Source organism: Rhodoferax sp. GW821-FHT07F03 (assembly GCF_059418745.1).
On the sequence record NZ_JBWKQM010000002.1, the window covers coordinates 248,167 to 268,081 of the forward strand.

Below are 19,915 nucleotides of genomic sequence, written 5' to 3' on the forward strand. Positions count from 1 at the left end.
TTTAGCTCAGCAGGGCCTGCGCGAATTCGCGGGCGTTGAAGGTTTCCAGGTCTTCCAGCTTTTCGCCCACGCCGATGAAATACACCGGGATCGGCCGTTCCTGGGCGATGGCGGCCAGCACGCCGCCCTTGGCCGTGCCGTCCAGCTTGGTGACGATCAGGCCGGTGAGCTGGATGGCGTCGTCAAAAATCTTCACCTGGCTGACCGCGTTCTGGCCGGTGTTGCCGTCTATCACCAGCAGCACCTCGTGCGGGGCTGTGGGGTCGGCCTTTTGCACCACGCGGCGGATTTTCTTCAGCTCTTCCATCAGATGCAGCTGGGTTGGCAGGCGGCCGGCGGTGTCCACCAGCACCACGTCGCGACCCCGCGCCTTGCCGGCACTGACCGAGTCAAAGGCCACGGCGGCCGGGTCGCCACCGTCCTGGCTGATGATTTCCACCGTATTGCGGTCGGCCCAAACGCCCAGCTGCTCGCGCGCGGCGGCGCGGAAGGTGTCTGCGGCTGCTAGCAAAACACTAGCACCTGATGCAGACAGATGGCGCGTCAGCTTGCCAATCGACGTGGTTTTTCCGGCGCCGTTGACGCCGGTGACCATGACCACGGTGGGCGTGTGCTGGCCGATCACCAGGGCTTTTTCCAGCGGTGCCAGCAGGGCGGTGATGGATTCGACCAGCAGGGACTTCACGGCCTGCGGTTCGGTGGCCTTGGCGGCCTTGACGCGCTGCTTCAGGTCCGCCAGCAGGTGCTGGGTGGCTTTGACGCCGGTGTCGGCCATCAGCAGCGCGTCTTCCAGTTCCTCGTACAGCGCATCGTCGATCTGCGTGCCGGTAAAGACGGTGGTGATGCTGGAGCCGGTCTTGCGCAGGCCTGTCTTCAGCTTGTCCAGCCAGCCTGCGCGGGGGGCGGCGGGCTCTGCGACGGCGGCTGGTGCCGGTGTTTCCACGGGCGCGGGTTTGGCGGTAAACGGGTTGCGTAGCCAGCTGGCCGCAGGGGCTTCGGCGGCGGGGCTGGGGGGCGCCACGGGGGCGGCGGTATCGGGGACGGGAGGTTTTTTCTTGAAAAAGCTGAACATTTGGTGCGTTCTTAGAATCAGCCATTCTATGAAACGTCCTTTACTCCTGTTGTGCTGCGGCCTGAGTGCCCTGGCCCACGCCCAAACTGCAGCGCCCGCGGTCACGCGGTGCGACCTGCCGAATGGCATGGCGGTCATCGTCCAACCCGACCACCGCGCCCCCACGGCCGTGCACATGCTATGGGTGCGCGCCGGCTCCATCGACGAGGTGGACGGCACTTCGGGTGTGGCCCATATCCTGGAGCATATGATGTTCAAGGGCACGCCCAGCCTGCTGCCGGGCGAGTTTTCGCGCCGCGTGGCGGCCCTGGGCGGGCGTGAAAACGCGTTTACCGCCAAGGACCACACCGGCTTTTACCAGCAGATCCCCGCCACCAAACTGGAAGCGGTGATGCAGCTGGAGGCCGACCGCTTCGCCCACAACCAGTGGTCGGACGATGAATTCAAGCGCGAGCTGGAGGTGGTGAAGGAGGAGCGCCGCATGCGCACCGAGGAGTCGCCACGCGCGCTGCTGAACGAGGCCTTGAATGCCACCGTCTTCATGGCCTCGCCCTACCGCCGCCCGGTGGTGGGCTGGATGAGCGACCTGGACGCCATGACGCCCGACGACGCCCGGGCCTTCTACCAGCGCTGGTACACCCCGGCGAATGCCGCCGTGGTGGTGGCCGGTGACGTGGATGTGGCCCAGGTCTGCCAGCTGGCCAGCAAGTACTACGGCAGTATCCCGGCGCGTGCCGTGCCGCCGCGCAAGCCCCGGCTGGAGCCGCTGCAGGTCGGCATCAAGCGCATGGATTTCAAGGCCCCGGCCGAGCAGGCCTATGTGACCCTGGCTTACAAGATGCCCAGCCTGGCCGACGATAACGACGACGCCCTGGCGTTGACCGTGCTGGCCGCCGTGCTGGATGGTTACAGCGGTGCCCGGTTGGACCGCGCGCTGACGCAGGAGCACGGCCAGCCGGGCGGCCCGGTGGCCGACAGCGCTGGCGCCTATAGCGGGCTGGTTGGGCGTGGCCCGCAGCTGTTCATCCTGGAAGGCGTACCGGCCAGTGGCCACACCGCCGAGCAGGTCGAAGCCGCATTGCGTGCCCAGGTCGCCCTGGTGGCACAGCAGGGCGTGACCGAGGCCGAGCTGAACCGTGTCAAGACCCAATGGGTGTCCAGCGAGGTCTACAAGCTGGACTCGGTGATGAACCAGGCGCGCGAGCTGGGCAGCCACTGGGTGCAGGGTCTGCCGCTGGACATCAACCGGCGCTTGATCGAACGTCTGCGCGCCATCACCGGTGCCCAGGTGCAGGCCGTGGCCGCCCGCTATTTTGGCGACGACCTGCTGACCGTGGCGGCACTGTGGCCCCAGCCGCTGGACCCCAACCGTAAAAAGTCCCGTGCCCTGCCCACCGGAGATCTGCGCTGATGAAAACTATTAAAAAGATAGCTGCTGGCGCAGCATTTATCTGTGCTGGAGGCCTTTTTTGTCTGCAAACCGCGCAGGCCGCCATCCCCATACAGCACTGGACGCAAGGCGGCACCCAGGTCTACCTGGTGCCCAGCCCAGGCATCCCCATGCTGGATGTGCAGATCGATTTCGACGCCGGCAGCCGCCGCGACCCCGCAGCCCAGGCTGGCCTGGCCCGCCTGACGGCTGCCACGGCGGGGCGCGGCATACGGGCCAGTGCTGGCGGGCCCGCGCTGGATGAAAATGCCCTGGGCGAGGCGTGGGCCGACCTGGGCGCATCTTTCAGCAGCAGCGCCAGTGCCGACCGCATGGGCTTTTCGCTGCGCACCCTGACCTATCCGGACCTGCTGGACAAGGCCGTGGTCCTGGCCGCCCGCCAGCTGGCCGAGCCGGCCTTTCCGGAGGCGCTATGGGAACGCGAGCGCCCACGCATCCTGGCTTCGCTGAAAGAGGCGAACACCCGGCCGGCGACGATCTCCGGCCGCGCCTTTGCCACCGCCGTGTACGGCGACCACCCCTATGGCCGCGAGTTGACGCCCGAGACCCTGGCCCGTATTGGCGTGGCCGATATGCGCAAGCTGTACGCTAGCAGCATCCTGCCCTGCTATGCCACGGTCAGCCTGGTGGGGGCAGTGGATCGCGTTCAGGCGGAGCAACTGGTGTCGCGTCTGCTGCAGCGCCTGCCCCAGGCGCAGACTTGCGCCGAGCTACCGGCCGTACCGGAGGTGGCGCCCCTGCACCAGGCCAGCGAGCAGCACATCGCCTTTGCTGCGGCCCAGGCCCAGGTGCTGCTGGGCCAGCCCGGCTATGCGCGCGCCGACCCAGACTTCTTCCCGTTGCTGGTGGGTAACCACATCCTGGGCGGTGGGGGCTTTGGCTCGCGCCTGACCACCGAGGTGCGGGAGAAGCGCGGCCTGAGCTATAGCGTCTACAGCGCTTTTGCGCCCGGACGGCATGCCGGTGCCTTCAGCATCGGCCTGCAGACCCGGCCTGACCAGGCTGTGCAGGCGCTGCAGGTGGCCAAGGATGTGCTGGCCCGCTTCGTGGCCGATGGCCCGACCGCAGCCGAGCTGCAGGCCGCCAAGGACAATCTGGAGGGCGGATTCGCCCTGCGCCTGGACAGCAACCGCAAATTGCTGGACAACGTGGCTAACATCGCCTGGAACCATCTGCCACTGGACTACCTGGACCACTGGACCGAACAGATTGAACGTGTGACCCAGGCCGATATCAAGGCCGCGTTCGCCCGCGTACTGCAACCCGAAAAAATGGCCACCGTGGTGGTTGGAGAAAGCCCATGAGCACCCTGCAGCGCCCGGCCAAAGCCCCGGCCAAGAAGACCAAACCCCGCCCCTCGGACCCGCACCCGGTCGGCGGCAAGCCCGGCGAGGTGCGCATCATCGGCGGCCAGTGGAAACGCACCCGCCTGGCGGTGGCATCCAAGCCCGGCCTGCGCCCCACACCGGACCGGGTGCGCGAGACCCTGTTCAACTGGCTAGGCCAGGACCTGGGGGGATGGCGCTGCGTGGACGCGTTTGCCGGCACTGGCGCGCTGGGCTTCGAGGCCGCGTCGCGCGGTGCGGCCAGCGTCCATTTCTACGAGCAGGACCCGGCGCTGGTAGCACAGCTCAAGGCCACCCAGATCAAGCTGCAGGCCAGTGCCACCCAGATCCAGCGTGGCGACGGCGTGGCGGCTCTGCGCCAGCTGGCCCCGGCCAGCGTGGACCTGGTGCTGCTGGACCCGCCGTTCGAGTCCGACTTGTATGCCGGTGCCCTGACGGCAGCGGCGCGGGCAGTACAGGCCCAGGGCTTTGTGTATCTGGAGGCCCCCGCCAAGTGGACCGACGAGTTGCTGCAACCGCATGGCTTGCGCACCCACCGCTACCTCAAGGCGGGAGCGGTGCACGCCCATTTGCTGCAGCTGCTGGCGGCCGGAGAGCCGTCATGAATCCGCCTATCGTTGCCGTCTACCCAGGCACCTTCGACCCCATGACCCTGGGCCACGAGGACGTGGTGCGGCGCGCCACCCAGCTGTTTGGCAGCGTCATCGTGGCCGTGGCGGCTGGCCATCACAAGAAGACCTTGTTCAGCCTGGAACAGCGCATGGAGATGGTGCGCGAAACGGTCAAGGTCTACCCCCAGGTGCAAGTGGAAAGCTTTTCCGGCCTGCTACGCGACTTCGTGGTGGCGCGTGGCGGCAAGGCCATGGTGCGCGGCCTGCGCGCGGTGACCGACTTTGACTACGAATTCCAGCTGGCCGGCATGAACCGTACCCTGATGCCGGATGTGGAAACCGTGTTCCTGACCCCCAGCGACGGCTTTCAGTTCGTCTCCAGCACCTTTGTGCGCGAGATCGCATTGCTGGGCGGCGAGGTGCATAAATTCGTCTCGCCGTTCGTGCAGCAACAGCTGGATGCGAAGGTGCGCAGCCTGGCAGCACCCTGAGTTTTTATGTTTTGCGTGGCGCCTGCGGCGCTGGTGTGATCACCAGGCGGTTCAGCCAGTCCAGCAGCAGGCAGTTTACCGTGGCGGGTTGCTCCAGCGTCAACATATGGCCGCACCGGGGAAGTAGATGCAGCTCCGCGGCCGGTACCAGGGCGGCGATTTCGCGGGACAGTTCGGGTGGCGTCATCAGGTCGTCAGCTCCGCACAGCACCAGCGTCGGGCAGCGGACTTGGCGCATGTGCAGGCGAGCGTCGGGGCGTTCCATCAGGGCCTGGTTCTGCCGTATCCACTGTGTCGTGTCGGCGCGCAAGACCAGCTCTTTGTAGCGCGCCGCCAGCACTTTGTTGCCGGCTTGTTCACGGGAGAAGGCCATGGTGCCGCTGGCGCGCACGAACTCTGCCACCCGCCCGTCTTTGAACATCTGGATGGCGTTTCCCCGCTGCCGCCGGTGGGCCTCGGTTTCCGGTCGCGCGCTGGTACCCAGCAGGGCCAGCCCCAGGATGCGTTCGGGTGCCTGGCGCGCGGCCTCCATGGCCACCATTCCGCCCATGGAGGCGCCGCACAGCAGTAGTTGGCCGCTATGTTCTTGCAGCAACGCCTGGGCCATGGCTTCGATCCGGGCGTGGCGGGTATGTACATCGGTCACCAGGGTACGCCAGTGCGGGGGCAGCGCGGCCAACTGGTCGCGCCATATTTCAGCGTCTGTGACCAGTCCGGGAATCAATATCAATGCGGGCATGCGGGAATCTTTTGGCTGCGGGGTGGCGTTGAAGGCGGATTTGGGCCTATGCTGGACTTTTCAAAGTTCGAGAGGATAAGCCATGAAAATTTTGTTGCCCCTGGATGGCTCCGACGTGTCTTTGCAGGCTGTGCGGCAGGTGATCAGCCTGGTGCGCCAGGGATTGCAGGCCAGCGTGGTGCTGGCCAATGTGCAAGAGCCTGCGCAGTTGTACGAGATGGTCATGGTCGCCGACCCTTTGCTGATTGAGCGGGCGAGTGCCCAGGCGGGTGCCCATGCGCTCAAGGCGGGTGAGGCTTTGCTGCGGGAGGCCCATATTCCATTTGAATGCGAGGTGGCCAGTGGCGATCCGGCGCATACCCTGATCGACATTTTGGAGCGCTATGGCTGCGATATGGTGGTGATGGGCGCGCGTGACAAAGGCAGCCTGCGCAGCGCTTTGCTGGGATCGGTATCGCATGAAGTCTTGCATGCGGCCAAGGTGCCGGTCATGGTGATCAAACCACAGGAGGACGCCTGATGCCCTTCAGACCCTGGGCCGGCAGCCTTAGGTCGTTGCTTGCGTTCACGCAATGCGGGGCGGTGCTGGCGGTCACATTTTTGGCGCTGTCGGCCCAGGCGGCCGGCTTTCCCAGCAAAACCATTAGCATCATCGTGCCGTTTTCGGCCGGAGGCCCCACCGATCGGGTGGCGCGTGATTTGGCCGAGGCCTTGCGTAAGCCACTGGGCGGCATCAGCATCGTGGTGGATAACGTCGCTGGTGCCGGTAGCTCGATTGGTTCGGCCAAGGCCGCACGCGCTACGCCAGACGGCTATACCTTGCTACTGAACCATATCGGCATGGCCACCATGCCCACCCTGGTGCGCAACCTGCCGTTCAAGGTGGAAACAGATTTTGAATACCTGGGCCTGGTGGATGAGGTGCCCATGACACTGGTGAGCAAGCCCAGCATGCCTGCTAACAACTACAAAGAGTTGGCGACCTGGATTGAACAGAACAAGGGCCGTATCAACCTGGGCAATGCCGGCGTGGGCTCGGCCTCGCACCTGTGCGGTCTGTTGTTTCAGAGTGCGCTGCAGGCTGATATGACCACCGTGCCCTATAAGGGGGCTGCACCGGCGATCACCGACCTGATTGGTGGCCAGATCGACCTGATGTGCGACCAGACCACCAACACCACCAACCAGATCGAGGCCAAAAAGGTCAAGGCTTTCGCGGTGACGACGGCCAAGCGTTTGAGCACGCCGTTGTTGAAGGATCTGCCGACCTTGCAGGAGCTTGGTCTGAAGGGTTTTGAAGTCACCATCTGGCATGGCCTATACGCCCCCAAGGGCACGCCGGCAGCCGTGTTGGCCAGGCTGCATGCGGCGTTGAAGGCTGCACTGAAAGACCCGGATTTCATCCGCAAGCAGGCCGACCAGGGGGCCGTCGTAGTGACGGACAAGCGCCTGGAGCCGGCCGAGCATAAGAGGTTCGTGGCCGCCGAGATCGCCAAATGGAGCCCCATCATCAAGGCCGCAGGCGTGTACGCCGATTGAGTTTGGCTCAGCCGTTAGAAGCTACCAGGTCACGTCGGCGTCTTCCTTGGCACAGCGGTGCAGCATGGCGATAAAGGGCATGGCACGTTGTTGTAAAGACACCGTGTCGGCCAGATGGGCCTTGGCTTCGGCGGTGGCTTCCTTGCGTTCCTGGATGTCTTTGGCGATGGCAGCGTTCAGCGCGGCCTCGGCCGCCGCAAACTCGCTGACCAGGATGATGCCGTGGGCACCTGGCGTCTTGCCGATGATTTCCAGTACCTGGCGTCCATTCGCTTCGTGCATGATGAGATCGCCGTCTGCTTTGGATTTGAATTTGTACAGCATGGAAAACCTTTTCAAAGAGGTGTCACTATTGTGCCCTTCTTGGGCGCAATAGACTGGCATCATCCGGCCTTGTATCCGGTTTGGAACGGATGTTTTCAGTCCTTTTTTCAGGAGTATCTTGGTGAGCGATATCCATATGCAGCGTGAACACACTTTGGGCTTGTTGAACGCCCGCAAACTGGTTGGCGAGTGGATCGAGCAGGCCGAAACCCGGCTGGGTATGAGCTGCAGCTACCAGCAAGGTGAGTCGAGCGACGAGATCAGCTTCCAGCGCCCGGGCGTGACCGGCTCGGTGCAAATTACCGAGGACCGCTTTGTGCTGGATGCGGAGCTGGGATTTCTGCTGAGTGCCTTCAAGGACAAGATTGAGTCCGAGGTGGCCCGGCGCATGGACAAGATGCTGGCGCAGGCGGTTTAGGCCGCCGTTTTATGGTGCTGGCTAGAGCTACGCCTCTAGCCGCTTAGGATCGCGTCTCTACATCTTGTGCGTGGCCCTGCGTACAGTGATGCCATCGTTTTTGAGATCGTTCATCTCTATTTTTGAGGATTTTCCATGGCCACGAAACAGCCCGGCGACAGCGGCACCACCCCGGAGGGCGGCTCTTCCGCCCATCCATCTGTCAAGGATTCGGCCCAGCAGATCTGGCTGGCGGGTTTGGGCGCATTCGCCAAGGCACAGGAAGAGGGCGGCAAGGTGTTTGAAGCTTTGGTCAAAGAGGGGCTGGGCATGCAGCGCAAGTCGCAGGTCATGGCCGAAGAAAAAATCACCGAAGCCGCCAGCAAGATGACCAACCTGGCCCAGGGTATTTCCGAGCGCGCCACCGGCCAGTGGGATAAGCTGGAGAACATCTTTGAAGACCGGGTTGCCAAGGCCTTGAAGAAGCTGGGTGTGCCCTCGGCCCGCGATGTGGATTTGCTGCTGGAGCGGGTGGACGCTTTGACCCAGGCGGTGGAAGCACTCTCCGCCCGCGTCGAGGGTGGCAAGCCTGCGGTCAAGCGGGCGACCGGGCGCAAAGCTGCAGCTGACGGCAGCTCTGTGGAATGAACCAGGAGCCCAGTGCTCCAAGACTGAAAAAGGGTGCTGTGGCACCCTTTTTTGTGGTCTGCGCACTGATGACCCTACTAGCGCCATCCCTAGTTTTATCGCCGCATGGCCTGGGGTAGAGTGGGGCATTCATCACAGGGAAGACATCCATGGCGAAAAAAGCGCCGCGCCGTACTGCAGAACGCATTCTGGAGGTTTCGCTGGATTTGTTTAACCGGTTTGGAGAGCCGAACGTCTCCACCACGCTGATCTCCGCCGAGCTGTCCATCAGCCCCGGCAACCTCTACTACCACTACCCGGCCAAAGAGGAACTGATCAACGCATTGTTCGACCGCTATGAGCGCGGGTTGACCGAATTGCTCAATGCCAGCGACGGCGTGCGCGATGTGGAAGACGCCTGGTTCTTCATGCACAGCTTGTTCGAGCTGATATGGGAATACCGATTTCTGTACCGCGACCTGAATGATTTGCTGAGCAACAACCGCCACCTGGAAACCCATTTCCAGTGGGTGTTGAAGAACAAGACCCGGGCCTTGCGGGCCTTGCTGGATAGCATGGCCCAGGCCGGTGCCCTGCAGATTGATGCCCGTGAGACCGAAGCTACCGCTACCAGCATGGTGGTGGTGCTGACGTACTGGCTGAGTTTTGAATACGTGCGGGACCCGCGCCACGCCATGGAGCCGGAAAGTGCGCAACTGGCGCCATTGCGCGGTGCCCACCATGTGCTCAATGTGCTGTTGCCTTATCTGGAAATGGGGCAGCGCATGCATCTGCTGAAACTGGTTTCTGCCTATAGTGATGGAGCTGCCAACGTAGCGGCCTGATTCCCCCAGCGAGCAACGCTGCCAACCCAGGAGACATGCCATGACCCAGTGGACGACTTTTCCTTATCCGGGCGCTTTTGCTTTTGATACGGCCAGCCTGGCCAAGAGCTGGCAGCGCCTGCACCAGCTGGATGTGGAGCCACCGCCAGGCGATACCCGTTTGCTGGAGGCCTGGGCGCTGTTCCACAACGGTGAATTCCAGCAAGCCACCGAAGCCGGCCTGGCGCTGGGGAATGCGGGTCTGAACGTGGCCAACAAGGCCTGCAGCATGTATGCAACCTATCTGGAGCCGCGCGAGAAGGCGCGGTTGGACCTGTTCATGGACGTGGCCAAGCGAGCACAAGCCCAGGTCGAGTCGGATCCGAGTAACGCCAATGCCTGGTACTGGCATGCCTATGCGCTGGGGCGTTACAGCCAGTGCATCAACGTGGCCAAGGCGCTGGCCCTGGGTTTGGGCAGCAAGGTCAAAGATTCTTTGGAGCGCACGATCCGCTTGCAACCGCACCACGTGGCGGCCCATGTGGCCCTGGGGGCCTTTCATGCGGAAGTGATTGACAAGGTCGGCCCCTTGATTGGCAGCATGACCTATGGCGTCAGCAAAGAGGAAAGCCTGCGCCTGCTGCGTGAGGCGCTGCGCATGTACCCTAACTCGGCGATTGCCTTGGTCGAATATGCGAATGCCTTGGTAATGCTGAACGGCGAGGCGGCCATACCCGAGGCCACGCGTTTGTACGAGCAGGCCTCGGCTGTAGAGCCGCTTGACGCTTCTGAGCGGCTCACCGCAGACCTCGCCCGCGCCGAACTAGAAACTTAGCTCGCGGTTTCCAGCAACCGGACTTCGCCGCGCAGCGAGAAGGACATGGCCTCGGTGATGGTGACATCCACCATCTGGCCGATCAGGCGTTCAGGACCCTGGAAGTTGACGGCCCGATTGCATTCCGTGCGGCCCATCAGCTCCAGACCATGGGCGCCGGGGCGGCGTGAAGGCCCTTCCACCAAGATCCGCTGAACGGTACCCACCCGCTGGGCAGCGATGGAACGCACGCTGTCGTTCAGCACGGTTTGCAGATGCTGCAGGCGCGCCAGTTTGACCTCGTGCGGCGTGTCGTCTGCCAGGTTGGCCGCCGGCGTGCCGGGGCGGGGGCTGAAGATGAAGCTGAAGCTGTTGTCGTAGCCCACGTCATGTACCAACTTCATCATCTTTTGGAAGTCTTCCTCGGTCTCGCCGGGGAAACCGACGATGAAATCGCTGCTCATGGCCATGTCCGGGCGGATGGCCCGCAGCTTGCGCACCGTGCTCTTGTATTCCATGGCGGTGTAGCCGCGCTTCATGGCCATCAGGATACGGTCGGAGCCGTGCTGCACCGGCAGGTGCAAATGGCTGACTAGCTTGGGCAGCTTGTCGTAGGCGTCGATCAGCCGCTGGGTGAATTCATTCGGGTGGCTGGTGGTGTAGCGGATGCGCTCGATGCCGGGAATCTCGGACACGTATTCCAGTAGCAGCGCGAAGTCGGCGATCTCGGCCGTGTCACCCATGCTGCCCCGGTAGGCGTTGACGTTCTGGCCCAGCAGCGTCACTTCCTTCACACCCTGGTCGGCCAGGCCGGCGACTTCCACCAGCACGTCGTCGAAGGGGCGTGAAACCTCTTCACCGCGTGTGTACGGCACCACGCAGTAGCTGCAGTATTTGGAGCAGCCTTCCATGATGCTGACAAAGGCAGATGCGCCTTCTACGCGCGCCGGTGGCAAGTGGTCGAACTTCTCGATTTCCGGGAAGCTGATGTCCACCTGCGGCCGGCTTTGCAGCGCGCGCTGGTTCAGCATCTCGGGCAGGCGGTGCAGAGTCTGCGGGCCAAACACCACGTCTACATAGGGCGCGCGGGCAATGATGGCCGCACCTTCCTGGCTGGCAACACAGCCGCCTACGCCGATCTGTACGCCTTTCTTTTTCAGGTGCTTGATGCGGCCCAGGTCGCTGAAAACCTTCTCCTGCGCCTTCTCACGCACCGAGCAGGTGTTGAACAGGATCAGGTCGGCCTCGTCCACGTTTTGCGTGGTCTCGTAGCCTTGCGCGGCATGCAGCACGTCCACCATCTTGTCCGAGTCGTACTCGTTCATCTGGCAGCCAAAGGTTTTGATAAAGACTTTTTTACTCATGGGGTACTTTCTGGGCGCGCGGTGTTAGCTCAAGGCCGCATGCCATTGCAATGCTTGGAATCGTGCTGCCGCCTGGGCTGGCGCCAGGTATCAGAAAAAGAAGAAGCGTTTGGGTTTGGCGCCGTTGCGTTCCAGGGCCGCCTCGGCCTCGGTCAGTATCCATATCTCGGACAGCAAGCCGCTGGTGTCCCGGGTGTAGTTCACCCACATGGTTTGTCCGACCAGGCTGCCGGATAGCACCAACAGATTGTTTGTGCCATGGATGCGCGCGCCGGGTGAGAGCTGGTCGGCTTTGCCGTCCATTTCTACCTGGGGTGGCAATGTGACTTGCAGCGATCCGCGCAATGCGCTGGCCGGGAAGTCGCGGGTCTGCGCCGCAGCATTTAAAGAAAAAATGGCGCTAGCGCAGAAGATGACTGCGCTGATGGCTATCAAAAATATAGCGGATAGGGAGCGTGATGGTGTAGGCATGCAGCGGTTCGTGGTGTACATCCAGAGGCTGGGTGGCCGCGATTTTACCGCGCGGCCTCGGCCGCCACCATGTGCGTGGTGCGCTGCGTAAAGATGGCTCGGATATTGCTAAATGTCATGGAATAGTCGCGGAATGGTCATAAACCGTCACTAGGATTGCGCAAGCAAAGGGGGGGCGCTAGTATGCAATCGAGGGTTTTGTTGTAATTGTTTAGTAATTCTTCAGACTCTTTGCCTCCAGCCTGGGCTGGGTGTTTGCAGTCGCCGTTGCCGTGGTGCGCGGGCCTGCAAGAACCCTGATCTTTCACTGTCAACTGTCTCTCTGCTAGATAACGAAAAGGAAGTGATATGCCTCGTCAAATGTTCAAGCTCCTCGCTGTGTCGGCTGCCGCTGCTGTGGCACTGGGTAGCGCCCAGAATGCCTCGGCCCAATCGGCCCAGCTCGTCGCAGCTGCCAAGGCAGAGGGCGAGTTGACCGTGATCGCGCTGGCGCGATCCTGGTGTGGCTACGGCAAGATGATTGATGCCTTCAAGGCCAAGTACGGCATCAAGGTCAACGAACTCAACCCTGACGCGGGTTCTGGCGATGAACTGGAGGCCATCAAGGCCAACAAGGATAACAAGGGTCCTCAAGCACCCGACACCATCGACGTGGGCTTGTCCTTTGGCCCGCAAGCCAAGGCCGCTGGCCTACTGCAACCCTACAAGGTCGCCAACTGGGCGTCTATTCCGAACGACTCCAAGGATGCCGATGGCTTCTGGTATGGCGATTACTACGGTGTGCTGGCCTTCGAGGTGAACACCGACCTGATCAGCAAGGTGCCCACCGACTGGAGCGACCTGCTGAAGCCCGAATACAAAAACGCTGTGGCTCTGGCGGGTGACCCGCGCGCTGCAAACCAGGCCATCCAGGGCATCTACGCCGCAGGTATCTCCAAGGAACCCAACGATCCTGCCAAGGCGGCTGTTGCGGGCCTGACATTTTTCCGCGATCTGAACAAGGCTGGTAATTTTGTTCCCGTGATTGGTAAAGCTGCATCACTGGCACAAGGTACTACGCCCATCATCATCCGCTGGGATTACAACGCTCTGGCCGACCGTGATTCTTTGAAGGGCAATCCCAATGTCCAGGTGGTGGTGCCAAAGTCTGGTGTTGTTGCGGGCGTTTACGCACAAGCCATTAGCGCGTATGCACCGCATCCGAACGCAGCCAAGCTGTGGATGGAGTATTTGTATTCCGACGAAGGCCAAGCGGCTTGGCTGGACGGCTACTGCCACCCCATCCGGTTTGCCGATCTGATGGCTAAGAAAAAGTTGCCTAAGGCCAGTTTGGATAAGTTGCCACCAGCAGCCGGGTATGCCAAGGCGGTTTTCCCCACGCTGGAACAGCAAGGCGTTGCCAAAGAAACCATTACCAAACAATGGGACACCCTCGTCGGTGCCGCTGTGAAGTAATCCAAAGCATTTGGACAGTGCTGGCCTGACCGGTGTCGGTCATGCCAGCTTCTTTTTGGCTTTCTCGCTTGCCTGAGGGCGCTGCTTTAAGTGGCTCATCGTGACTAATTCTTCAAGTATGGCGCCCTCTGCTGCGCTGCCCAAACCGGGGGGCAGACTCAGCTGGAACTGGCTGGGTGTTGCACCCTTCCTGGTCTTTGCCGCCGTGTTCCTGGTGCTTCCGACCAGCTATTTGATGGTCGGGGCGTTCCAGGACCCGGCCGGCCACTTCACGCTGAACAATTTGCGCGGCCTGTTTGACGACAACGTCATCAACGCCTACTGGATCAGCTTCCGTATCAGTGCCGCGTCGGCCATCGGTGGCGGTGTGATTGGCTTCTTGCTGGCCTGGGCTGCTGTGCAAGGCCAGTTGCCCGCCTGGATACGGCCTACGCTGATGACGTTTTCCGGCGTGGCCTCCAACTTTGCGGGTGTGCCTCTGGCTTTCGCGTTTTTGGCGACGCTGGGGCGCGTGGGCCTGGTGACCACGCTGATGCGCAAGTACCTGGGTTTTGACCTGTATTCCACCGGTTTCAGCATCCTCAGCTTTACCGGTTTGACCCTGACCTATCTGTACTTCCAGATTCCCCTGATGGTGCTGATCGTGTCGCCCGCGCTGGAAGGGTTGAAGCGCGAATGGCGCGAAGCCTGCGACTGCCTGGGTGGTTCTTCCTTCCACTACTGGCGCTACATCGCCTTGCCGGTCTTGTGGCCCAGCATCATGGGCGCGATGCTGCTGCTGTTTGCGAACGCATTTGGTGCGGTGGCGACCGCCTATGCGCTGACCGGCAGTTCGCTGAACATTGTGCCCATCCTGTTGTACGCGCAGATCCGTGGTGATGTGCTGCACAACCCCAATCTGGGCTATGCCCTGGCCCTGGGCATGGTGGTGATTACTGGCCTGTCCAATGCAGGCTACATCTGGCTGCGTAGCAAGTCCGAAAAGGGGCGCACATGAAACCCGCATCCCAATCCACATCGCGATTAGGTGCCTGGATCGCCATCGGCGTTGGCGCCAGCTATTTCCTGATTCCGCTGCTGGCCACGTTTGAATTCAGCCTGCGCATGCTGCGCGGTGAGTACAGCTTTGAAGCCTATCGCGTCGTGTTTACCGACCCACTGTTCCAGGCCACGTTTGGCTACTCCATCATGATGGCGGTTATCACCATCATCGTGGGTGTGTTGCTGGTGGTGCCCACGGCCTACTGGGTGCAGCTGCGCCTGCCTAAGCTGCGGCCGCTGGTGGAGTTCATCACCTTGCTGCCGCTGGTGATTCCGGCCATCGTGATCGTGTTTGGTTACCTGCGGATTTTCAACAGCAGTTCCTGGATTCCTTTGACGGGCAACGAGCGGGCCACAGACTTCTTGCTGGTCTGTAGCTACGTGACTTTGTCGCTGCCGTATATGTACCGATCCATCGATACCGGCTTGCGTGCCATCGATGTGCGCACGCTGACGGAGGCTGCCGAGGTGTTGGGCGCCAACACCTTCACCATTCTGTTCAAGGTGATCTTTCCCAATGTGCGATCGGCGATTTTGTCGGGTGCCTTTCTGACCTTCGCGGTGGTGATCGGCGAGTTCACCATGGCCAGCCTGTTGAGCCGCCCGGCCTTTGGCCCCTATCTGCAACTGGTGGGCGCCAACAAGGCCTACGAACCCTCCGCGCTGGCGGTCATGGCCTTTATGTTGACCTGGGCCTCAATGGGCCTGATCCAGGTGTTTGGGCGCAATGCCAAGAACGCGACCAAACCCTGAACCCGTATTTCCACGTCCACCCACTGTCTACCCACCACACGCGATGGCTTTCCTCGAAATATCCCACCTGAAAAAAACCTTCGGCAACCAGACCGCGGTGCATGACTTCACGATGGACATCGCGCGCGGCGAGTTCATTACCTTCCTGGGCCCGTCCGGTTGCGGCAAGACCACTATTCTGCGCATGCTTGCCGGTTTTGAGGGGCCATCGGGCGGAACCATCAAGTTCGATGGGCGTGATGTGACCCATGTGCCCACTAGCCAACGCAAGATCGGCATGGTGTTCCAGTCGTATGCACTGTTCCCGAACATGACCGTGGCCGAGAACATAGGCTTTGGCCTCAAGGTCGCCAAGATGCCGGTGGAGCAAATCCATGCCCGCGTGGAAGAGATGCTCAAGCTGATCGGCCTAGGGCACCTGGGGGGGCGTTATCCCTGGCAGATGTCGGGCGGCCAGCAGCAGCGCGTGGCGCTGGCGCGGGCCCTGGCCGGCAAGCCCCAGGTACTGCTGCTGGACGAACCCCTGTCGGCGCTGGACGCGAAGATCCGCGTCTCGCTACGCGAAGAAATCCGTGCGGTGCAGCGCGAGCTGGGTATTACCTCCATTTTCGTCACACACGACCAGGAAGAGGCCTTGTCCATCTCCGACCGCATCGTGGTGTTGAACGAAGGCCGAGTGGAGCAGATCGGTACTTCGTCCGAGGTTTACAACTTTCCGCGTACGCGGTTTGTGGCGTCTTTCGTGGGCACGCTGAACCTGTTGTCCGGAGTGGTTATGGATGCGGCTTCTGGTCAGTTGCAGGTGTGTGGCCAGACGTTGACCACCGCCAACCCCATGCCTGGCGCTGTGGCGGGTCAAAACCGTGCACTGGCGATACGGCCCGAGGCCATTTCGCTGGAAGCACCCGTGTCCGGTCGCAATTCGCTGGCCGCGACGGTGGAGGATGTGCACTTCCTGGGCGCCGTGGTGCGCATACGCGCGCGCGTCGATACCGTGGTGATTTCTTTGGATGTATTCAACAACCCTAGCCATGCCCTGCCGGAGCGTGGCGCGCCTGTGCACCTGGGCTTTTCCTTCGACAACCTGTTGGTACTCGAAGAGGCGGCCTGAGCATGGTTGCGGACAATGCCATGACCGGCTGGTCGCCCGCGAATCGGCGCGCCCTAGACCGGGTGTTGAGCACCCTGGGGCAGAGTGCTGCCGGCTATAACCCGGACAAGAAGCCGTATGCCGTATTCGACTGGGACAACACCTGCATCATGAACGATGCGGAAGAAGCTTTGCTGCTGTACCAGGCCGAGCAGCTGCGCTTCAAGCTGACGCCCGTCGAGTTTGCCCACGTGCTGCGCCTGGGTGTGCCCGAGGGCCTGTTCCATGCGGATTGCAGCAATGTGCAAGGTCAGCCGGTGGACATGCAAGACCTGACGGCCGATATTGGTGAGGCTTACAGCTGGCTGTACGCCCGCTGCGCGACCCTGGGCGGCACAACGCCGCTGGCTGAGTTGGTGGAGACCCCGCAGTACCAGAACTTCTGCGCCAAGTTCTACTTCATGTACGGGGCGCTGTGCGACAGCTACCCCATGGAGGTGGGCTACAAGTGGATCATCTATTTTTATAGCAACTTCAGCACAGCCGAGCTGCAGTCCATGGTGCTGGACGCGGTAGCCCACAATTTGGCGTTGCCGCTGCAACAGGCGGCCATCACCAGCAGTGCAGAGCTGCCGGGTCGGGCCGGGCAGCTTGCTCCCGTGCACTTCTACGGCATGCGCGTGCATGGCGAGATGGCGGAGTTGATGCGTGATTTGCGCGCCCATGGTTTTGATGTGTTGGTGTCCACTGCTTCGCTGGACGACGTGGTGCGTGCGTATGCAGGCCACCCTGGCCTGGGCTACGACGTGCCACCGGAAAATGTGCTGGGCCTGAAGTTGGAGATGCTGGACGGCAAGTACACACCGGTGTACCGCAAAGATTGGCATTTCAACTGGGGCCCGGGCAAGACACTGGGCATACAAAAGCACTGGGTGGCCACCAAGGGCTATGGGCCAGCCCTGGTGTTTGGCGATAGTGATGGCGACGCCTGGATGATGAAAGACTTTGCCGACACCCAGTTGGGGGTGATCATCAACCGCCTGCACCCTGGTCAAATTGGCCTGAACAGCCAGCAAGCTGCCGCCACGCTGGGCCAGCCGAACGCACGCTTTGTGTTGCAAGGCCGGGACGAAGCCCGGGGCTGTTTCAACGGCCAGGAACAGACGCTGAAATACGGGCGCAGCGCCCCGCAGTTACTGGTTTGATGTAACGGCCGCGCTGCGGTGCGTGCCGCGCAGCGTGGTGTAGGCCAGCCCAAAGGCGACCATGGCCGAGCCGGCAATGCCCACCACCATGGGCCGTGCGCTGCCATCCACAAACAGGCCGACCAAGGCCATCACCAAGGCGCCTGCCGCGAACTGCAGCGTGCCCATCAGTGCCGATGCGGTGCCGGCGATATTGCCGTGCTTTTCCAGCGCCAGTACGCCGGTCAGCGGCATCATCAGCCCCAGAAAGCCGTAGCCCACGAACAGCATGCCGATGAATACATCCAGCCGGTCCATGCCTGTCAGGTTGAGCAACAACAGTAGAACCATGGTGGCGGCATAACCCGCACCGGCGGTCTTCACCAACGGCGCCAGGCCGTAGCGCGCGCCCAGCTTGCCGGTGAACTGGGCGGCACCGATAAAGGCCGCCGCATTCAGCGAGAAGGCCAGGCTGTACTGGCGTGGCGTCAGGCCGTAATGGTCGATCAGCACAAAAGAGGAGTTCGCCAAATAGGCAAAAAAACTGGAGATGCCGAAAGCGCCTATGCCCACCAACCCCAGGTAGTGGCGGTCGCGCAGCAGCAGGCCGTAGGCGGCCACGGCGCTGCGCACATTGCTGCCTGCGCGCTGGTCGCTCGAACGGGTTTCAGGCAGGCTGGTGGCCAACAGCACCAGGCCCAGGCCGGCGGCCACAGTCACGGCCCAGAACACGCTGCGCCAGCCGGCCCATTCGATCAGGAAGCTACCCGCCAGCGGTGCCAGGATGGGCGACACGCTGAAGACCAGCATCAGCAAGGACATCAGCCGCGCTGCATCGGGGCCGGTGTGCAGGTCGCGCACCACGGCATTGGGTACCACCATGCCGGCACACGCGCCCAGGCCCTGCACAAAGCGCAGTACGACCAGGGTGTGGATATCGGGTGCCAGCGCGCAGCCCACGCTGCCCACGGCGAACAGGCTGAGGCCGAAATACAGCGGCGCCTTGCGCCCCAGCATGTCCGACGCTGGGCCGTACAGAATTTGCCCAATGCCCAGCGCCACAAAGAAGGCCATCAGACTGGCCTGCACGGCGGTCATGCTGGCGCCCAGTGTCTGGCCGATGGAGGGCAGGGCGGGCAGGTACATGTCGATGGCAAACGGGCCAATGGCTGACAGCAGGCCCAGCACCAGCGCGGTTCGGAAGAAATGCGATTTCATGGAGTTCCTTGGTGTCGTTGCCGCCGAATGTATGTGGGTAGCCTGCTGGAACGAAAAAACCCGCAGAACGATTGCTCTGCGGGTTTTAATATTTTTGGTGGTGATAGGTGGATTTGAACCACCGACATCAGCATTATGAATGCTGCGCTCTAACCAACTGAGCTATATCACCAACAGCCCAAGAGTATAGCCCACTTTTTTCGCTTGTTTTGAGATTGACCCTAAATTTTAGACAAGTACCCAGGTTCTTCCGGGCCGGATATTCACGCTGCAGCCTGCTGTCAGGGCTTATTTGTGCGTAAACACGGCCTTGCGTTTGTTGACGAACGCGTCCATGCCTTCCTTCTGATCGGCGGTGGCAAACAGGCTGTGGAACAGGCGGCGCTCGAACAACATGCCGTCGTTCAGGCTGCTTTCGAACGCGCGGTTCACCGACTCCTTGGCGGCCATGACCGCCAGCTGGCCGTACTCGCAGATCATCAGCGCGGCGCCCAGGGCCTCAAGCATCAGCTGGTCTATCGGCACGACGCGGCTGACCAGGCCGGCGCGCTCGGCCTCGGCGGCGTCCATCATGCGGCCGGTCAGCGCCATGTCCATGGCCTTGGACTTGCCTACGGCGCGCGGCAGGCGCTGCGTGCCACCCGCGCCGGGGATAATGCCCAGCTTGATCTCGGGCTGGCCGAACTTGGCGTTGTCGGCTGCGATGATGAAGTCGCACATCATCGCCAGCTCGCAGCCGCCGCCCAGGGCAAAGCCGCTCACCGCGGCAATCACCGGCTTGCGCACGGTCCGCAGGGTTTCCCAGTTGCGGGTGATGAAGTCGGCCTTGAAGGCATCGGCATAGCTGTAGCCGGCCATGGCGGTGATGTCGGCGCCGGCGGCAAAAGCTTTCTCGCTGCCGGTGATGACCATACAGCCGATGGCCGCGTCGGCGTCAAACAGCTTCAGCGCGTGGCCCAGCTCGTCCATCAACTGGTCATTCAAGGCGTTCAGCTGCTTGGGGCGGTTCAGCGTGATGATGCCGACCTTGTCGGCCTCGGTGCGTACGGTGATCAGTTGGTAGTCCATGCCATGCTCCTGGTGGGTAGAGAAATGTTTGCTATCC

The 19,915-nt window shown here is 62.0% G+C and carries 22 protein-coding genes and 1 tRNA gene; 15 read left to right on the forward strand and 8 right to left on the reverse strand.

Translation table 11 applies throughout. The features are described from left to right. Position 1: 1 nt before the first annotated feature. On the reverse strand, positions 2-1,072 hold the full coding sequence (gene ftsY, locus AC07R0_RS03770; protein WP_495103847.1) for a signal recognition particle-docking protein FtsY: 1,071 nt from the start codon (positions 1,070-1,072) through the stop codon (positions 2-4). A gap of 28 nt (positions 1,073-1,100) precedes the next feature. On the opposite strand from ftsY, the gene AC07R0_RS03775 reads away from it, so the two are divergent. From AC07R0_RS03775 to coaD, 4 genes are read left to right on the forward strand one after another with little or no spacing between them, the layout of a single operon-like run. Beyond that, the gene (locus tag AC07R0_RS03775; protein WP_495103848.1) at positions 1,101-2,483 is read left to right on the forward strand and encodes a M16 family metallopeptidase; all 1,383 of its coding nucleotides are present in this window, start codon (positions 1,101-1,103) and stop codon (positions 2,481-2,483) included. Next, positions 2,483-3,826, forward strand: coding sequence for a M16 family metallopeptidase (locus tag AC07R0_RS03780; RefSeq protein WP_495103849.1), 1,344 nt, complete (start codon positions 2,483-2,485; stop codon positions 3,824-3,826). Before AC07R0_RS03775 ends, AC07R0_RS03780 begins: the two co-directional genes overlap by 1 nt. After that, the gene (gene rsmD, locus AC07R0_RS03785) at positions 3,823-4,473 is read left to right on the forward strand and encodes a 16S rRNA (guanine(966)-N(2))-methyltransferase RsmD (RefSeq protein ID WP_495103850.1); all 651 of its coding nucleotides are present in this window, start codon (positions 3,823-3,825) and stop codon (positions 4,471-4,473) included. Before AC07R0_RS03780 ends, rsmD begins: the two co-directional genes overlap by 4 nt. Beyond that, positions 4,470-4,970, forward strand: coding sequence for a pantetheine-phosphate adenylyltransferase (gene coaD / locus AC07R0_RS03790; RefSeq protein ID WP_495103851.1), 501 nt, complete (start codon positions 4,470-4,472; stop codon positions 4,968-4,970). The genes rsmD and coaD overlap by 4 nt, the downstream gene beginning before the upstream one ends. Before the next feature lie 4 nt (positions 4,971-4,974). On the opposite strand, the gene AC07R0_RS03795 is transcribed toward coaD, so the two are convergent. Further along, positions 4,975-5,709, reverse strand: coding sequence for an alpha/beta fold hydrolase (locus AC07R0_RS03795; protein WP_495103852.1), 735 nt, complete (start codon positions 5,707-5,709; stop codon positions 4,975-4,977). Between the two features lie 82 nt (positions 5,710-5,791). On the opposite strand from AC07R0_RS03795, the gene AC07R0_RS03800 reads away from it, so the two are divergent. Continuing rightward, a complete protein-coding gene (locus tag AC07R0_RS03800) occupies positions 5,792-6,229 on the forward strand; it encodes a universal stress protein (RefSeq protein WP_495103853.1) in 438 nt (145 codons plus the stop codon). Continuing rightward, positions 6,229-7,248, forward strand: coding sequence for a tripartite tricarboxylate transporter substrate-binding protein (locus AC07R0_RS03805; RefSeq protein WP_495103854.1), 1,020 nt, complete (start codon positions 6,229-6,231; stop codon positions 7,246-7,248). The genes AC07R0_RS03800 and AC07R0_RS03805 overlap by 1 nt, the downstream gene beginning before the upstream one ends. A 21-nt stretch (positions 7,249-7,269) precedes the next feature. On the opposite strand, the gene AC07R0_RS03810 is transcribed toward AC07R0_RS03805, so the two are convergent. After that, a complete protein-coding gene (locus AC07R0_RS03810) occupies positions 7,270-7,572 on the reverse strand; it encodes a DUF1840 domain-containing protein (protein WP_495103855.1) in 303 nt (100 codons plus the stop codon). 121 nt (positions 7,573-7,693) lie between these two features. On the opposite strand from AC07R0_RS03810, the gene AC07R0_RS03815 reads away from it, so the two are divergent. The 4 genes from AC07R0_RS03815 (at position 7,694) to AC07R0_RS03830 (ending at position 10,255) form a co-directional block, all read left to right on the forward strand. Then, positions 7,694-7,990 (forward strand): polyhydroxyalkanoic acid system family protein, encoded by a 297-nt coding sequence (locus AC07R0_RS03815; RefSeq protein ID WP_495103856.1) that lies wholly within the window; start codon positions 7,694-7,696, stop codon positions 7,988-7,990. A 135-nt stretch (positions 7,991-8,125) separates the two neighbouring features. Beyond that, complete coding sequence (locus AC07R0_RS03820) at positions 8,126-8,617, forward strand: phasin family protein (RefSeq protein WP_495103857.1); 492 nt, start codon at positions 8,126-8,128, stop codon at positions 8,615-8,617. A 149-nt stretch (positions 8,618-8,766) separates the two neighbouring features. Then, positions 8,767-9,441: a TetR/AcrR family transcriptional regulator gene (locus tag AC07R0_RS03825; RefSeq protein WP_495073831.1), complete on the forward strand. Its 675-nt coding sequence runs from the start codon at positions 8,767-8,769 to the stop codon at positions 9,439-9,441. A 40-nt stretch (positions 9,442-9,481) separates the two neighbouring features. Next, positions 9,482-10,255 carry a hypothetical protein gene (locus AC07R0_RS03830; RefSeq protein ID WP_495103858.1) on the forward strand — a complete coding sequence of 258 codons (774 nt, stop codon included), beginning with the start codon at positions 9,482-9,484 and terminating at the stop codon, positions 10,253-10,255. Here the strand turns inward: AC07R0_RS03830 and miaB are convergent. Both miaB and AC07R0_RS03840 read right to left on the reverse strand, forming a co-directional pair. After that, positions 10,252-11,598 carry a tRNA (N6-isopentenyl adenosine(37)-C2)-methylthiotransferase MiaB gene (gene miaB / locus AC07R0_RS03835; RefSeq protein ID WP_495073829.1) on the reverse strand — a complete coding sequence of 449 codons (1,347 nt, stop codon included), beginning with the start codon at positions 11,596-11,598 and terminating at the stop codon, positions 10,252-10,254. The genes AC07R0_RS03830 and miaB overlap by 4 nt on opposite strands. 90 nt (positions 11,599-11,688) lie before the next feature. Then, positions 11,689-12,069 (reverse strand): hypothetical protein, encoded by a 381-nt coding sequence (locus AC07R0_RS03840; protein WP_495073828.1) that lies wholly within the window; start codon positions 12,067-12,069, stop codon positions 11,689-11,691. A gap of 360 nt (positions 12,070-12,429) precedes the next feature. Between AC07R0_RS03840 and AC07R0_RS03845 the strand changes: the two genes are divergently transcribed. The 5 genes from AC07R0_RS03845 (at position 12,430) to AC07R0_RS03865 (ending at position 17,613) form a co-directional block, all read left to right on the forward strand. Continuing rightward, a complete protein-coding gene (locus AC07R0_RS03845; protein ID WP_495074216.1) occupies positions 12,430-13,524 on the forward strand; it encodes an ABC transporter substrate-binding protein in 1,095 nt (364 codons plus the stop codon). Positions 13,525-13,642: 118 nt separating this feature from the next. Next, positions 13,643-14,521 (forward strand): ABC transporter permease, encoded by an 879-nt coding sequence (locus tag AC07R0_RS03850; RefSeq protein ID WP_495103960.1) that lies wholly within the window; start codon positions 13,643-13,645, stop codon positions 14,519-14,521. Then, positions 14,518-15,318, forward strand: a complete 801-nt coding sequence (locus tag AC07R0_RS03855) for an ABC transporter permease (protein WP_495073827.1) — start codon at positions 14,518-14,520, stop codon at positions 15,316-15,318. The genes AC07R0_RS03850 and AC07R0_RS03855 overlap by 4 nt, the downstream gene beginning before the upstream one ends. Before the next feature lie 43 nt (positions 15,319-15,361). Continuing rightward, positions 15,362-16,429, forward strand: coding sequence for an ABC transporter ATP-binding protein (locus AC07R0_RS03860; protein ID WP_495097055.1), 1,068 nt, complete (start codon positions 15,362-15,364; stop codon positions 16,427-16,429). Positions 16,430-16,431: 2 nt separating this feature from the next. Further along, complete coding sequence (locus tag AC07R0_RS03865) at positions 16,432-17,613, forward strand: haloacid dehalogenase-like hydrolase (protein WP_495103859.1); 1,182 nt, start codon at positions 16,432-16,434, stop codon at positions 17,611-17,613. Here AC07R0_RS03865 and AC07R0_RS03870 read toward each other — a convergent pair. The 3 genes from AC07R0_RS03870 to AC07R0_RS03880 form a co-directional block, all read right to left on the reverse strand. After that, positions 17,602-18,810, reverse strand: a complete 1,209-nt coding sequence (locus tag AC07R0_RS03870) for a multidrug effflux MFS transporter (protein ID WP_495103860.1) — start codon at positions 18,808-18,810, stop codon at positions 17,602-17,604. The two genes, AC07R0_RS03865 and AC07R0_RS03870, sit on opposite strands and share 12 nt — an antisense overlap. 95 nt (positions 18,811-18,905) lie before the next feature. Continuing rightward, positions 18,906-18,982, reverse strand: a tRNA-Met gene (locus tag AC07R0_RS03875). Positions 18,983-19,098: 116 nt separating this feature from the next. Next, positions 19,099-19,878, reverse strand: a complete 780-nt coding sequence (locus AC07R0_RS03880) for an enoyl-CoA hydratase (RefSeq protein WP_495073823.1) — start codon at positions 19,876-19,878, stop codon at positions 19,099-19,101. Positions 19,879-19,915 lie beyond the last annotated feature (37 nt).

Coding starts and splice junctions, on each gene's coding strand:
- AC07R0_RS03780 (WP_495103849.1), top strand. CDS start 2,483: ATGAAAACTATTAAAAAGATAGCTGCTGGCGCAGCATTTATCTGTGCT.
- AC07R0_RS03850 (WP_495103960.1), top strand. CDS start 13,643: ATGGCGCCCTCTGCTGCGCTGCCCAAACCGGGGGGCAGACTCAGCTGG.
- AC07R0_RS03795 (WP_495103852.1), bottom strand. CDS start 5,709: ATGCCCGCATTGATATTGATTCCCGGACTGGTCACAGACGCTGAAATA.
- miaB (WP_495073829.1), bottom strand. CDS start 11,598: ATGAGTAAAAAAGTCTTTATCAAAACCTTTGGCTGCCAGATGAACGAG.
- ftsY (WP_495103847.1), bottom strand. CDS start 1,072: ATGTTCAGCTTTTTCAAGAAAAAACCTCCCGTCCCCGATACCGCCGCC.
- AC07R0_RS03870 (WP_495103860.1), bottom strand. CDS start 18,810: ATGAAATCGCATTTCTTCCGAACCGCGCTGGTGCTGGGCCTGCTGTCA.
- AC07R0_RS03865 (WP_495103859.1), top strand. CDS start 16,432: ATGGTTGCGGACAATGCCATGACCGGCTGGTCGCCCGCGAATCGGCGC.
- AC07R0_RS03810 (WP_495103855.1), bottom strand. CDS start 7,572: ATGCTGTACAAATTCAAATCCAAAGCAGACGGCGATCTCATCATGCAC.
- AC07R0_RS03880 (WP_495073823.1), bottom strand. CDS start 19,878: ATGGACTACCAACTGATCACCGTACGCACCGAGGCCGACAAGGTCGGC.
- AC07R0_RS03805 (WP_495103854.1), top strand. CDS start 6,229: ATGCCCTTCAGACCCTGGGCCGGCAGCCTTAGGTCGTTGCTTGCGTTC.
- AC07R0_RS03845 (WP_495074216.1), top strand. CDS start 12,430: ATGTTCAAGCTCCTCGCTGTGTCGGCTGCCGCTGCTGTGGCACTGGGT.
- AC07R0_RS03830 (WP_495103858.1), top strand. CDS start 9,482: ATGACCCAGTGGACGACTTTTCCTTATCCGGGCGCTTTTGCTTTTGAT.
- AC07R0_RS03775 (WP_495103848.1), top strand. CDS start 1,101: ATGAAACGTCCTTTACTCCTGTTGTGCTGCGGCCTGAGTGCCCTGGCC.
- AC07R0_RS03855 (WP_495073827.1), top strand. CDS start 14,518: ATGAAACCCGCATCCCAATCCACATCGCGATTAGGTGCCTGGATCGCC.
- AC07R0_RS03825 (WP_495073831.1), top strand. CDS start 8,767: ATGGCGAAAAAAGCGCCGCGCCGTACTGCAGAACGCATTCTGGAGGTT.
- rsmD (WP_495103850.1), top strand. CDS start 3,823: ATGAGCACCCTGCAGCGCCCGGCCAAAGCCCCGGCCAAGAAGACCAAA.
- AC07R0_RS03820 (WP_495103857.1), top strand. CDS start 8,126: ATGGCCACGAAACAGCCCGGCGACAGCGGCACCACCCCGGAGGGCGGC.
- AC07R0_RS03800 (WP_495103853.1), top strand. CDS start 5,792: ATGAAAATTTTGTTGCCCCTGGATGGCTCCGACGTGTCTTTGCAGGCT.
- AC07R0_RS03840 (WP_495073828.1), bottom strand. CDS start 12,069: ATGCCTACACCATCACGCTCCCTATCCGCTATATTTTTGATAGCCATC.
- AC07R0_RS03860 (WP_495097055.1), top strand. CDS start 15,362: ATGGCTTTCCTCGAAATATCCCACCTGAAAAAAACCTTCGGCAACCAG.
- coaD (WP_495103851.1), top strand. CDS start 4,470: ATGAATCCGCCTATCGTTGCCGTCTACCCAGGCACCTTCGACCCCATG.